The sequence below is a fragment of the Enterococcus sp. AMC1252 genome (assembly GCF_058216515.1).
Map to the genome: position 1 here is coordinate 1746725 of NZ_CM177097.1, position 15012 is coordinate 1761736.

A 15012-nucleotide genomic window follows, 5' to 3' on the forward strand; every position below is an offset into this window, starting at 1 on the left:
AATAACCTCCAAAAATTGTATTTTCACGTACAACTTTTGGGGGTCACATCATTATGTCTCAGCCTCTTTTTTGTTATTTTCAGAAAAATTTTTTGAGAGATTGCAAAATTTGGAGTATAGTTAGTAGTGAAGAACTTGTGAGGTGTGCATTAAGATGAAAATTGATTGGAAAAAGAATTTGATGGTTGCCTGGTTGGGTTGTTTTTTTACGGGGGCGAGTATTAGTTTAGTGATGCCGTTTATTCCTGTTTATGTTGAACAGTTGGGAACACCAGCAAATCAAGTTGCACTATTTTCAGGATTGGCTATATCCGTTACCGCATTCGCGGCGGCTATTGTAGCTCCAATATGGGGGAATCTAGCGGATCGAAAAGGTCGAAAGCTGATGATGATTCGAGCCGCAGCGGGAATGACAATCACGATGGGATCGTTAGCATTTGTGCCAAACGTGTATTGGTTGCTTATCATGCGTTTTTTTAATGGGATTCTTTCTGGTTACATCCCTAATGCAACTGCGATGATTGCTTCTCAAGCACCAAAAGAGAAAAGTGGCTGGGCGCTTGGGACTCTCTCAACAGGAGCGATAGCTGGGAATTTAATTGGCCCTTCTATCGGCGGTGCTTTGGCCCAATGGTTTGGAATGGAAAATGTTTTTATTATTACAGGTGTTGTGTTGCTGATTACAACACTGTTGACGATTTTCATGGTAAATGAGGACTTTCAGCCAGTTGAGAAGAAGGATTTGTTAAGCACAAAAGAGATTTTTTCAAAAATGGATCATGTTTCTATTTTGATTGGTTTATTTGTAACTACTTTGATTTTACAAATAGGTGTCACAAGTATTAGCCCAATTTTAACATTGTATATTCGTTCGTTAAGTCAAGATATGGGGAATATTTTATTCATTAGTGGTTTGATCGTTTCAGTAGCAGGGGTCTCAGCCGTTATATCCTCACCAGTATTAGGTAAATTGGGTGATAAGATTGGTAATCAAAAGGTTCTAATAGCAGGTCTGATATTATCGTTGATTTGTTATATTCCGATGGCGTTTGTTCAAACTCCGTTTCAATTAGGGTTGTTGCGTTTCTTCTTAGGATTTTCAACAGGTGCTCTGATGCCTTCAATCAACACATTGATCAGCAAAATCACACCGGCGGAAGGTGTCAGTCGAATCTATAGTTACAATCAGATGTTTAGCAATTTTGGACAAGTTTTAGGACCGATGGTTGGCTCGACAGTCGCTCATGGTATGGGGTATAGTGCAGTGTTTATTGTAACGGCTTGTTTTGTATTAGGAAATATTGGCCTATCTCTATTTAATTTTCGCAAAATTTTAAATAAAAAACTATAAACAGTTGAAAACATAAAAAAACCAGTTACAATGTTTGTAGTAACTGGTTTTTTTATAATCGTGATTTTCAAGTAACTAAGGGAAGGTAAAAGCTAATCTGAAGAATAGGATTAGACCTTAGCCTTAGAATTATTGAACACTTTTAGTGGTTTCTTTTTTAGGCAATGCAAATTGACCAATTAATAAGATGATCACGCCGGTAATCAATGAAATAATCGTTGTTAACATAAAATCGTACGTTCCGCCATTTAAGGCACCACCGATATATCCGACCACTTGTCCTAGTAAAAAAGACCATAACAATACAAGGATGTAACGCATGGACTGCACCTCTTTTCTAGCTATAGTTTAGCACAATTTTTGTAAATGTAAAGAAATTGAAAGTTACATTTTTAATTAAAAATAATCGTAATAAATGGTAAAATCAGTCGTAAATCAAACTTCATGTAAAAGGAGATGTCTTATGCCCTTTCCACAATTATATACAATTACTTCCTATTCATTACTTTCCAGTACTATTCGAATTCAAGAATTAGTGCAAGAAGCCAAAAAATTAGGTTATAAGACTTTAGGAATCACTGATGTCAACGTCCTACATGGGGCAATCGAATTTTTTGAAGCTTGTAAAAAAGAAGCAATCAAGCCGATTATTGGCTTGACGTTAGAATATACACCACAAAAATCTGAGCAAAACGCGCAATTGTTGTTATATGCAAAAGATTTAAAAGGCTATCAAAACTTGATGCGGATATCCACTGCAAAGATGAATAGTGAAAGAGTTTTTTATTTAGAAGAAATCGAGGATTATTTATCTCATTTATTTGCTGTGATGCCATCTGACAAAAGTGAAGTCAGAACTGCTTTAAAGCGAAGTGAAGCGGAGACCGCAGAAAGTTTAGATCAACTTGTACAGTTATTTGACCCAGACTCTTTTTTTGCAGGAGTTTCATTCACGTGCAACGCTGAAACTGACCCAAGCCTTTTTCAATTTTATGAAACCCAAAAGCAGCCATTAATCGCTTTACAAGAAACTCGTTATTTAAATAGAGAAGATGGCTTTGCATTAAAGGTATTAGCTCATATCAATGAAGGGCAACAGATGGCATTGAATGCGGAAGAGACTGAGATCGAAGGTCCTTTTTATTTAAGAAATCAGTTAGATGCAAAAGAGCAGTTGCTCGTGAAAACTGGCGAACAAGCAGTTTATAATGCAGAAAAGGTAGCAGATGCTTGTTCTTTGGAGATTCCATTGCATCAGCGCTTGCTGCCTCATTATCCAGTTTCAAATGATAAGCAAGCAGGAGAGTTTTTAAAAGAATTATGCTTGCAAAAATTACCTGAACGAATAGAAAATATTACACCTGAGTATGAGGAGCGTTTAGCCAAAGAGTTAGGTATTATTCATACGATGGGATTTGATGATTATTTCTTGATTGTTTGGGATGTCATGGCATTTGCACATGAGAGAAAAATCGTGACAGGTGCTGGACGTGGCTCTGCTGCTGGTTCTTTAGTTTCGTATGTTTTATCAATCACCGATGTTGATCCAATCAAATATGATTTACTATTTGAACGATTCTTAAATCCGGAAAGGCACTCAATGCCTGATATAGATTTAGATATCCCCGATAACCGGCGTGAAGAAGTATTGCAGTACGTTCGTGAAAAATATGGACATTATCATATGGCGCAGATTGCTACATTTGGTACAATGGCGGCAAAAATGGTTTTAAGAGATGTGGCGAGAGTCTTTGGTCTATCTCAAAGTGAATCCAACCGTTGGTCTAACGCTGTGCCGAGTGCATTGAAAATGACATTGAGTACAGCATATGCTGATTCCAAAAAACTTGTAGAATTAGTGAATTCATCTGAGGCAAATCGTTTGTTATATGATACGGCAGTACGCTTAGAAGGACTACCAAGGCACGTATCAACACATGCAGCCGGTGTGGTAATCAGCGACTTAGATCTTTTAGACATTGTACCGCTACAACCTGGCTCTAATGATATTTTTTTAACGCAGTTTACAATGAATGATGTTGAAAAAATAGGCTTGCTGAAGATGGATTTTCTAGGTTTGCGAAATTTATCAATCATTGATGACACAATCAAGTCGATCAAGCGAGTATACAAACGAGACGTAATTCTAAATAAAATTCCTCTAGATGATGAAAAAACATTAGCCTTGTTCAGACGTGGAGAGACGAGTGGTGTTTTTCAATTTGAGTCAGCAGGTATCAGAAATGTATTAAGGAAGCTAGGTCCAACCAGTATTGAAGATATTGCCGCTGTTAATGCGTTGTATCGTCCAGGTCCAATGCAAAATATCGATTTATTTATCCGTAGAAAAAAAGGAGAGGAACCCATCAATTATCCTGATGAGGTATTAGAACCAATTTTAAAGAATACGTATGGCGTTATTGTGTATCAAGAACAAATCATCCAGGTTGCTTCTACAATGGCAGGTTTTAGTCTTGGGCAAGCTGATATTTTAAGACGAGCTGTTAGTAAAAAGAAAAAAGCTGTCTTAGATGAGGAAAGAAAGCACTTTGTTGAAGGCGCAATGAACCAAGGACATAGTGAAGAAGTAGCAACCACGATTTATGATTATATCGAACGATTTGCTAATTATGGTTTCAACCGCTCGCATGCTTTTGCTTATTCGTTCATTGGTTTTCAAATGGCGTATTTAAAAGTACATTTCCCAGGTGCATTTTACGCATCGATTCTTCATTCAGTCAGACATAATCCTACTAAAATCAAAGAATACATCGGTGAAGCGCGTAAAAATAAAATGGCAATCATCCAACCTTCAATCAACACTAGTCAATATAGTTTTTACTTAAATAATAACGATCAAATTATGTTTGGCTTTAGTTCATTGAAAGGGATACGTCGTGATTTCATCCAAAATATTTTAGATGAACGTAAAGAAAGAGGTCCATTTAAATCATTTAATCAATTTTTATTACGCATCGATCGTAAATGGTTGAAAGCTGAGAATATCCAACCTTTGATTGCAATTGGCGCTTTCGACGAATTACAACCGAACCGTCGTCAACTAGCAGTCAGTCTAGATAGTGAAATTCAAAATATCATTTATAGTGGTGGCAGTATAGATCTTTTAGAAGAAACGTTAAAATTAAAAGAAATCGAGGTTGCAGATTATTCCTTAGAGGAAAAATTAGAGCAAGAAGAACAATATTTAGGCGTCTATTTATCTGGTCATCCTACAGAAGAGTTCAAAAAGACTCGGCTTGCCAAGCAAGTGATGCTTGTCAGCGATGTGTTGGAAAATCAAACAGCACGTTTATTGATTTATGTGAAAGATATTCGCGTAATCCGAACAAAAAAAGGGGAACAAATGGCATTTGTAGAAGGTGATGATTTAACTGGGGCGCTATCTTTGACTCTTTTCCCAACTGTTTTCAGAACACTTCGTCAAACTATTGAAAAAAATCAAGTTTATTTCGTAGAAGGTAAAATAGAAAAAAGCAATTACAATCAAGAGCTTCAATTATTAGTAAATCAGATTGAAAAAGCCAGTGATATTGAAAATAATATTAGTGCAACAACTTGTTATTTAAAAGTCATTGAAACTAAAGATCAAAAACAGGTGCTGCAAAGTGTCCATGATGTGATTCAAGCGCACAAAGGCAATACGCCTGTGATCATCTACTTTGAAAAAAACGGGAAAAAATTAGTCTTGAGTGAAGAGAATTGGGTAGCTGATACACTTAGTGCAAAAGAACAATTAGAGCTGATTTTAGGCAGTCAAAATGTTGTTTTCAAATGATTTACGGTAAAAAATACTAATTGTTTTCATCTTTTTTCAATTATTTCTTCTTAAATCAAGACATTTTGCACTATTAATGGTAAAATGAGTGACGTAATATTTTTGAGTAATGAATAACTGTAGCAAAACTTGTTACAGCTTAAAAGTATAATATATGAGGTGAAAGAACGAATGAAACGTATCGGTATTTTAACCAGTGGGGGAGACGCTCCAGGAATGAACGCTGCAATTCGTGCAGTGGTACGTAAAGGGATTTTTGACGGGATCGAAGTTTATGGTATTAACTACGGTTTTGCAGGTTTGGTGGCAGGAGATATCCGCCGTTTAGACATTGCAGATGTTGGCGACAAGATTCAACGTGGAGGAACTTTCTTATACTCTGCCCGTTATCCAGAATTTGCAACAGAAGAAGGTCAATTAAAAGGGATCGAACAATTGAAAAAATTCGGTATCGAAGGGTTAGTCGTTATCGGCGGTGACGGTTCTTACCATGGTGCGATGGCACTTACAAAACGTGGATTCCCAGCTGTAGGTATTCCAGGAACAATCGATAATGATATTCCAGGGACAGATTTTACAATTGGCTTTGATACTGCAATCAATACTGTACTTGAATCAATCGACCGTATTCGTGATACTGCAACTTCACACGTGAGAACATTCGTTATTGAAGTTATGGGTCGTGGTGCAGGCGATATCGCTCTTTGGTCGGGTGTAGCAGGTGGTGCTGATGAAATCATCATTCCAGAACATGATTTTGATATGGTTAATGTTGCCAAACGTATTAGAGAAGGCCGCGATCGTGGCAAAAAACATTGCTTGATCATTTTAGCTGAAGGCGTTATGGGCGGTAATGAATTTGCTGATAAACTTTCTGAACATGGTGACTTCCATACACGTGTATCTATTTTAGGACACGTTGTTCGTGGCGGTTCTCCAAGTGCTCGTGATCGTGTATTAGCAAGTAAATTCGGTTCTTATGCTGTCGAATTATTGAAAGCAGGAATTGGCGGACAATGCATTGGTATGCTTGATAACCAAGTGGTATCAGCGGATATTGTTGATACTTTGGAAAACCACAAGCACAAACCGGACTTATCACTTTATGATTTAAATCAAGAGATTTCTTTTTAAAAGCAAGTTATACAAAGTATCCCTTGAGGAAAATAGATAATCTTCATAATGTATAAACAAAAATGGAATAGGAGCGTTTGGTAATGAAAAAAACGAAAATCGTATGTACGATCGGACCAGCTAGCGAAACTGTTGACATGCTAGTAAACTTAATGAATGCAGGAATGAATGTTTGCCGTTTGAACTTCTCACATGGTGATTTTGAGGAACATGGCAACCGCATCAAAAATATTCGTGAAGCTGCTAAAATTACAGGAAAACGTGTAGCGATCTTACTTGATACAAAAGGCCCTGAAATCCGTACGAACGAAATGGAAAATGGTGCAATCACTTTAAGAACAGGTGATTCAGTACGACTTTCTATGACAGAAGTTTTAGGAACAAACGAAAAATTCTCAATTACTTATCCAGAACTAATTAACGATGTAAACGTTGGTTCTCATATTCTTTTAGATGATGGATTAATCGATTTAGAAGTAACTGATATTGACCGCTCTGCAAACGAAATCGTTACTGAAGTGAAAAACGAAGGTGTCTTAAAAAATAAAAAAGGCGTTAACGTACCTGGCGTCTCAGTGAACCTTCCTGGGATCACTGATAAAGATGCAGCAGATATCCGTTTTGGTATCGAACAAGGCGTTGACTTTATTGCTGCAAGTTTTGTACGTCGTGCTACTGACGTTTTAGAAATTACTAAAATTTTAGAAGAGCAAGAGGCAACACACATTCAAATCATTCCTAAAATCGAGAACCAAGAAGGTATCGATAACATTGACGAAATTCTAAAAGTTTCTGATGGTTTAATGGTTGCTCGTGGTGACATGGGTGTTGAAATTCCAACTGAAGATGTTCCTGTTGTTCAAAAAGAATTGATCAAAAAATGTAATGCTTTAGGTAAACCGGTCATCACTGCAACTCAAATGTTGGATTCTATGCAACGTAACCCACGTCCAACACGTGCGGAAGCAAACGACGTTGCCAATGCAATCTATGATGGTACAGATGCAGTAATGCTTTCTGGAGAAACTGCTGCTGGGGATTACCCGCTAGAAGCTGTTCAAACAATGGCTCGTATCGCAGTTCGTACAGAAGAAGCGTTGATTAACCAAGATTCATTCGCATTAAAATTATACAGCAAAACAGATATGGCAGAAGCAATCGGACAATCGGTTGGACATACTGCACGTAATTTGGGTATCCAAACAATCGTTGCTGCAACTGAATCAGGACACACAGCTCGTATGATTTCTAAATACCGTCCAAAATCTCATATCGTTGCGATCACATTCACAGAACAAAAAGCTCGTAGCTTATCATTATCTTGGGGTGTTTACGCAACAGTTGCTGATAAACCAGCAAGCACTGATGAAATGTTCAACTTAGCGACTCATACCGCTCAAGAAGAAGGGTTTGCAAGTGAAGGGGACTTGATCATCATTACCGCTGGTGTACCAGTTGGTGAAAAAGGAACAACTAACTTAATGAAGATCCAAATGATCGGATCAAAATTAGTTCAAGGTCAAGGAATCGGCGAAGCTTCAGTTATTGCTAAAGCAGTTGTTGCCAATACAGCTGAAGAAGCAGTAGCAAATGCAACAGAAGGGTCTATTCTAGTTGTAAAAACAACAGATAAAGATTACATGCCTGCTATTGATAAAGCAATTGCTTTAGTAGTAGAAGAAGGTGGATTGACTTCACATGCAGCAGTTGTTGCAATTGCGAAGGATATTCCAGTAATCGTTGGTGCAGTAGATGCAACAAACTTGATTGCAAATGATGAATTAATCACTGTTGATCCTCGTCGTGGTATTGTATATCGCGGTGCAACAACAGCAATCTAAAAGATTAATTATACCAATTAGAAGAGTGAAATGAATCATGCAAAGTGATTCAATTTCACTCTTTTTTATTGAATTCGAACAAAGTTTCTTTTATTGTGAACTTTTTCTCAAAAAGACTATTAAAACGATTTCATACATGGTAAAATATAATTGTTACCATACAATATTAAATACAGGAGTGATAGAATGAAAGCAGCTGTTGTAACTAAAGAAAATAATGGAAAAGTAGAAATCAAGGAAGTAGATATTAGACCCCTTGAAGCTGGTGAAGCTTTAGTTGATGTAGAGTATTGTGGTGTTTGTCATACCGATTTACATGTAGCTCATGGAGATTTTGGTGAAGTACCAGGAAGAGTAATCGGCCATGAAGGTATTGGAATCGTCAAAGAAATTGCTCCAGGTGTTGAAAGCCTTAAAGTAGGGGACCGTGTAAGTATTGCTTGGTTCTTTGAAGGATGTGGAACTTGTGAATACTGCATTACAGGTCGAGAAACATTCTGTCGCCAAGTAAAAAATGCTGGTTTTTCAGTAGACGGTGCTATGGCTGAACAATGTATCGTTAAAGCTGACTATGCTGTAAAAGTACCAGAAGGATTAGATCCAGCTCAAGCTAGTAGTATTTCATGTGCTGGTGTTACTTGTTATAAAGCAATCAAAGTTTCAGATGTAAAACCTGGACAATGGATTGCTATTTATGGTATTGGTGGACTGGGTAATTTAGCCATTCAATATGCTAAAAATGTTTTCAATGCTAAAGTAATAGCTATTGATATCAATGATGATAAACTAGAATTCGCTAAAGAATTAGGCGCGGATTTAGTGTGTAACCCATTAAAAGATGGTGATGCAGGAGCATGGATTCAAGAAAAAGTTGGAGGTGCTCATGCAGCAGTTGTTACAGCAGTATCAAAAGTTGCCTTCAATCAAGCAGTTGATTCTGTGAGAGCTGCGGGTAAAGTCGTTGCAGTTGGTTTGCCGCCGGAAACAATGGATTTAGCGATTGTTAAAACAGTACTAGATGGCATTCAAATCGTAGGTTCTTTAGTTGGAACACGTAAAGATTTAGAGGAAGCATTCCAATTTGGTGCAGAAGGTAAAGTAGTACCGATTGTAGAAACACGTTGTTTACATGAAGTCAATGATATTTTTGAAGAAATGGAACAAGGGAAAATTAAAGGAAGAATGGTTGTAGATTTAAAGAAATAAAGTGACTAACATGAGAAACAAATAGAATAGTAAATCCCTTAAAAAAAGCCTTTGATTTTTTAAGGGTATTTTTTTATAAAAAAGAGGTATAGCTCGGAGAGAATTGAGCTTTCTCAGGTACTTTGATGGCTTCTTAAAATAGATTCTGTTACTATTAATAATAGAATTTCTATACATGCTTATTGACTATTCTGAGAAGGAGGTAAAGTTATGAAAGAGAGTGCAAAAGCAGGTGTTTCATTTGGTTGTGCTTTAGCTTTAGTCATTTCGTATGTGAATTGGCACAGTATTCTTTGGGCAGTGTTTCATGGCGCGTTAAGCTGGTTCTATGTTATTTATTATGCAATTGTTTATGGTCTAAATTAAAATAAAAATAAATAATCTGTGATGAAGGAAATAGAATGGAGTTAGGAATAGCACTCAAAAAGAGAACTCGTAACATCAATTAAACTATTTTAGTTGAACTTCTCTACTAGTTACATGTCTATTTTGAGAGTAGATGTAAGAACAATGAGATTTTTGATGATTTCTATTTGTGAAAAATTAAAAAAAAATTAAACAAAGGATTTTCAGAAAATTTCTGTTAATAAAGGGACAAATTATGCTATAATTACATAATTAAGATGGGAGGTTTAGTGCAAATGGAATCCATTTCAAAAGATTTTGCCGTTCAGCTGTTAAACGATGATGCACAAAGGATCCTGATGTTGATCCGTAATCAAAAAAATAGCCTATGTATTTCCCAGTGTAAGGCGTTTGAGGAAGTCGTAGATACACAAATGTATGGTTTCTCTCGTCAAGTGACCTATGCTATTCGGTTAGGTATTTTAACTTCAAAACAAGGACATCAATTGCTAAGCGACTTAGAAAAAGAGCTTAATCAATTATATAGTGACGTTTATGAGGAAACACAAGAAAAAAAAGAAAGTGGCAAGGAGGTTTAAACTTTGCCGAACAAGATAAAAAAGAGGCATCTGTTAGATTATAGTATTTTGATCCCGTACTTAGTCCTTAGTGCAGTGGGATTGATCATGGTATACAGCTCAACATCCTCTTTGTTAGTTTCACAAGGAAAAACGCCGACAAGTATGGTTGTTACACAGCTAGAGTTTTGGCTTTTAAGTTTGGTTGCAATGTTTTTTATCTATAAGATGAAAACGACCGTCTTTCAAATCAAAGGATTCATTATGCTTGCAATCGTGGTTATCTCAGTTTTACTTTTAGCTGTTCGTTTTACAAAATTAGGGGCAGAGATTAATGGTGCCAAAGGGTGGATTCAAATTGGTTCGTTCTCAATGCAACCAGCTGAATATTTAAAAATCATGGTGATTTGGTATTTAGCGTATATTTTAGGACGAAGACAGAAGTATATCGATAAAGAATTTAAAAAAGCGGTATTTAGACCAATGCTTTTGGTTGGTTTTTTAATTTTCCTTGTTGCGATTCAACCCGATTTGGGAAATGCTGCTATTTTAACTTTGTTAGTGATTATTATGGTGCTTGCTAGTGGTATTAATTATATGTATACGTATGTAGTTGGCGGCGCTGGAATTCTAGGTAGTATTGTTGTTATCCAAACGTTACTTTTAACTGGAGGAAGTTTTATTCCGGATAGGTATCAATATGTGTATCAACGGTTTGCTATTTTCTTGAATCCATTTAAGGATGAACGAAATGCAGGTCATCAGTTGGCTAATTCTTATTATGCTATTAATAATGGTGGTTGGTTTGGAAAAGGATTAGGAAATAGCATTCAGAAAAAAGGTTTTTTACCTGAAGCTCATTCTGATTTTATCTTTGCAATCACGATTGAAGAATTAGGTTTATTTGTATCATTGATTATCCTGGCAATTTTGATGTTTATGATAGCTCGGATTATTTTAGTTGGCGTACGCTCTAAAAAACCGTTTAATTCATTAATGTGCATTGGCATTGGTTCAATGTTGCTAATACAGGTTTTTATTAATCTAGGCGGGATTACTGGAGTGATTCCTTTGACAGGGGTAACGTTCCCTTTTCTAAGTCAAGGAGGAAATAGTGTATTGATTATTTCTATTGCCGTAGCTTTTGTATTGAATATTAGTGCGGATGAGAAAAAACAAAAAATGGACCAAGAGTACCAATTACTTGGTAATCAATAAATAAATGAAGGTAAAAAGAGCTGGAACAGATGGACGTAATAAGTTAAATAAAAGTTCACCAGATTTGTTTCAGTCTCAATAAACAGGTAGGAGTGAAAAAATGAAAAAAGTTTTAGTAGCAAATCGTGGAGAAATTGCAATTCGAATTTTTAGAGCCTGTACAGAGATGCACATCGGGACAGTGGCAATCTATGCAGCAGAAGATGAATATTCTGTTCATCGTTTTAAGGCGGATGAAGCATATTTGGTTGGTAGAGGGAAGAAGCCGATCGAAGCATACCTTGATATGGAGGACATTATCCAGATTGCCAAACAATCAGGTGCTGATGCTATCCATCCAGGCTATGGTTTTCTGTCTGAAAATCTAGAGTTTGCTCGTCGTTGTGAAGAAGAAGGACTTATTTTTGTTGGTCCTTCATTGCACCACTTGGATATTTTCGGTGATAAAATCAAAGCAAAAGAGGCTGCTGTGGCAGCTGGAATTGCGTCAATACCAGGTTCTGATGGTCCTGTTGACACAGTAGAAGGCGTTTTAGAATTCGGTCGAACACATGGTTTTCCTATTATGATCAAAGCAGCGCTTGGCGGCGGCGGCCGTGGAATGCGAGTTGCTCATGATGAAAAAGAAGCCAGAGAAGGCTACGATCGAGCGAAAAGTGAAGCGAAAGCTGCATTTGGTTCTGATGAAGTATACGTGGAAAAATACATCTCTAATCCAAAACATATTGAAGTTCAGATTTTGGGTGATTCCCATGGTAATGTGATTCATTTATTTGAACGGGATTGTTCGGTTCAACGTCGTCATCAAAAAGTCGTAGAAGTAGCTCCTTGTGTATCAATGAGTGAAGAAAAACGAAAAGAAATCTGTGATGCTGCGGTTCAATTGATGAAACATGTTGGGTATATCAATGCTGGAACAGTTGAATTTCTAGTTGAAGGAGATCAATTTTACTTTATCGAAGTCAATCCTCGTGTTCAAGTAGAGCATACGATTACTGAAATGATTACGGATATTGATATCGTAGTATCTCAATTACAAATAGCACAAGGGCTTGATCTGCATCAAGATATGAAAATCCCTCAACAAGAAGAAATCACTCTAAATGGGGCTGCTATTCAATGTAGAATTACAACGGAAGATCCGTTGAATCATTTTATGCCGGATACTGGTAAAATCGATACGTATCGCTCTCCAGGTGGGTTTGGTGTAAGACTTGATGTTGGTAATGCCTACTCAGGTGCAGTGGTGACTCCATATTTTGATTCTCTTTTGGTAAAAGTGTGTACACATGGATTTACTTTTGAAAAAGCGATTCAAAAAATGGAACGCTGCCTAAGAGAATTTAGAATTCGCGGTGTAAAAACAAACATTCCATTTTTACACAAGGTAATTGCTCATCCTCAATTTCAATCTGGAGAAGCGAAAACAACGTTTATTGATAATACTCCGCAATTATTCGAATTTCCGAAGTTAAGAGACCGAGGCAATAAAACTATGAAATATATTGGTGAAGTTACTGTCAATGGTTTTCCGGGAATTGAAAAATCAACGAAAAAGTATTTTGATGCACCACGTATTCCAACAGATTTAGAGTTACGAAGTGATTATGTGACTGCAAAAAATATTTTAGATAAAGATGGTGCCAAAGGCGTGATTGATTGGGTCAAGAAACAAGAAAATGTTTTACTGACTGATACAACTTTCCGTGATGCGCATCAAAGTTTATTAGCGACTCGTGTAAGAACACAAGATTTCAAAGAAATTGCGCGGTTGACTGGTGAAGGCTTGCCTGAACTATTCTCTAGTGAAATGTGGGGCGGTGCGACTTTTGATGTGGCATATCGCTTCTTGAATGAAGATCCATGGCAAAGACTTCGTAAAATTCGTAAATTAATGCCGAATACATTATTACAGATGCTGTTTAGAGGATCAAATGCTGTGGGCTATCAAAATTATTCTGATAATGTTATTGAAGAATTCATTAAAGAATCTGCGCGACAAGGTATTGATGTGTTCCGTATCTTTGATAGTCTAAATTGGCTACCCCAAATGGAAAAAAGTATTCAAGCTGTTAGAGATACAGGGAAAATTGCAGAAGCAGCCATTTGCTATACTGGGGATATCAATGATCCAACTAGAGCAAAATACAATGTTGAATATTACAAAAATATGGCGAAAGAGCTTGAACATATGGGAGCCCATATTATCGCAATCAAAGATATGGCTGGGTTGTTAAAGCCACAAGCTGCGTATCGCTTAATTAGTGAGTTGAAAGACACGACCGATTTACCAATTCATTTGCATACACATGATACAAGTGGCAATGGTATTATCACTTACTCAGCGGCAACTAAAGCTGGTGTGGATATTGTAGATGTAGCAACAAGTGCAATGAGTGGAGCTACAAGTCAGCCTAGCATGAGTAGTTTATATTATGCCTTAGTCAATGGTGACCGTACACCCGATGTTAATATTGATAATACGCAAAAAATCAATCATTATTGGGAAGATGTTCGGATGTACTACAAACCATTTGAAAATGGGTTGAACGCACCACAGACAGAAGTCTACATGCATGAAATGCCAGGTGGACAGTATTCTAACTTACAACAACAAGCTAAAGCTGTTGGTTTAGGTCATCAGTGGGATGATATCAAAAAAATGTATCATACTGTTAACTTGATGTTTGGTGATATCGTAAAAGTGACCCCCTCTTCAAAAGTTGTAGGAGATATGGCACTGTTCATGGTTCAAAATAATTTAACTGAAAAAGATATCTATGATAACGGAGAAGAATTGAGTTTCCCGGAATCAGTAGTAACATTTTTCCAAGGAGATTTAGGCCAACCAGTAGGCGGATTTCCTAAAGATTTACAAAGAATTATTTTAAAAGGACGCCCAGCTTTTACTGAAAGACCTGGAAGTTTGGCAGCACCAGTGAATTTTGATAAAGTAAAGTCGGAATTAGCTGAAAAAATTGGTTATGAGCCAAAACTGGAAGAAATATTAAGTTACTTGATGTATCCTCAAGTATTTTTGGATTATCGTACATCATATCAAAATTTTGGAGATGTGACATTACTAGACACTCCTACATTTTTCCAAGGAATTCGCCAAGGTGAGTCTGTAGAAGTTCAAATTGAAAAAGGTAAAACTTTGATTGTTCGTTTAGATGAAATTGGTGATCCTGATATAGAAGGAAACAGAGTGTTATTCTTCAACTTAAATGGTCAACGTCGTGAAATAGTTATAAAGGATACTTCTATCAAATCTTCTGTTCAAGCAAAACGTAAAGCAGAACCTACTAATAAAGAGCAAATAGGCGCAACAATGTCTGGGTCTGTTCTCCAAGTATTAGTAAACAAAGGCGACAAAGTTAAAAAAGGTGACGCTTTGTTAGTTACAGAAGCGATGAAGATGGAAACCACTATCGAAGCACGATTTGATGGAATTGTAGAGCATATTTATGTTTTTGAAGACGAACCAATCAGTTCAGGAGACTTATTAATTGAAGTAAAAGAAAATTAAACGAAAAGTGGGGA

10 protein-coding genes are annotated in these 15012 nt (G+C 36.7%); 9 read left to right on the plus strand and 1 reads right to left on the minus strand.

Annotated features, from left to right (window positions below):
• Positions 1-154 precede the first annotated feature (154 nt).
• A complete protein-coding gene (locus AC4BB5_RS08275; RefSeq protein ID WP_490458868.1) occupies positions 155-1351 on the plus strand; it encodes a multidrug efflux MFS transporter in 1197 nt (398 codons plus the stop codon).
• 129 nt (positions 1352-1480) lie between these two features.
• On the opposite strand, the gene AC4BB5_RS08280 is transcribed toward AC4BB5_RS08275, so the two are convergent.
• Positions 1481-1672, minus strand: a complete 192-nt coding sequence (locus tag AC4BB5_RS08280; RefSeq protein WP_025868754.1) for a YjzD family protein — start codon at positions 1670-1672, stop codon at positions 1481-1483.
• 142 nt (positions 1673-1814) lie between these two features.
• On the opposite strand from AC4BB5_RS08280, the gene dnaE reads away from it, so the two are divergent.
• From dnaE to AC4BB5_RS08320, 8 genes are all read left to right on the plus strand, one after another.
• On the plus strand, positions 1815-5147 hold the full coding sequence (dnaE, locus tag AC4BB5_RS08285) for a DNA polymerase III subunit alpha (RefSeq protein WP_490458869.1): 3333 nt from the start codon (positions 1815-1817) through the stop codon (positions 5145-5147).
• Positions 5148-5318: 171 nt separating this feature from the next.
• Positions 5319-6281 carry a 6-phosphofructokinase gene (gene pfkA / locus AC4BB5_RS08290; RefSeq protein WP_086444330.1) on the plus strand — a complete coding sequence of 321 codons (963 nt, stop codon included), beginning with the start codon at positions 5319-5321 and terminating at the stop codon, positions 6279-6281.
• A gap of 83 nt (positions 6282-6364) precedes the next feature.
• Complete coding sequence (gene pyk, locus AC4BB5_RS08295; RefSeq protein WP_490458870.1) at positions 6365-8122, plus strand: pyruvate kinase; 1758 nt, start codon at positions 6365-6367, stop codon at positions 8120-8122.
• Positions 8123-8308: 186 nt separating this feature from the next.
• Complete coding sequence (gene adhP / locus AC4BB5_RS08300) at positions 8309-9328, plus strand: alcohol dehydrogenase AdhP (protein WP_490458871.1); 1020 nt, start codon at positions 8309-8311, stop codon at positions 9326-9328.
• Positions 9329-9538: 210 nt separating this feature from the next.
• Positions 9539-9694 carry a hypothetical protein gene (locus AC4BB5_RS08305; protein ID WP_490458872.1) on the plus strand — a complete coding sequence of 52 codons (156 nt, stop codon included), beginning with the start codon at positions 9539-9541 and terminating at the stop codon, positions 9692-9694.
• 275 nt (positions 9695-9969) lie between these two features.
• A complete protein-coding gene (locus AC4BB5_RS08310; RefSeq protein WP_490458873.1) occupies positions 9970-10272 on the plus strand; it encodes an Fpa/YlaN family protein in 303 nt (100 codons plus the stop codon).
• A 3-nt stretch (positions 10273-10275) separates the two neighbouring features.
• A complete protein-coding gene (locus AC4BB5_RS08315) occupies positions 10276-11469 on the plus strand; it encodes an FtsW/RodA/SpoVE family cell cycle protein (protein WP_490458874.1) in 1194 nt (397 codons plus the stop codon).
• A 100-nt stretch (positions 11470-11569) separates the two neighbouring features.
• Entirely contained in the window at positions 11570-14998 is a 3429-nt protein-coding gene (locus AC4BB5_RS08320; RefSeq protein ID WP_490458875.1) for a pyruvate carboxylase, read from the plus strand.
• Positions 14999-15012: the final 14 nt, after the last annotated feature.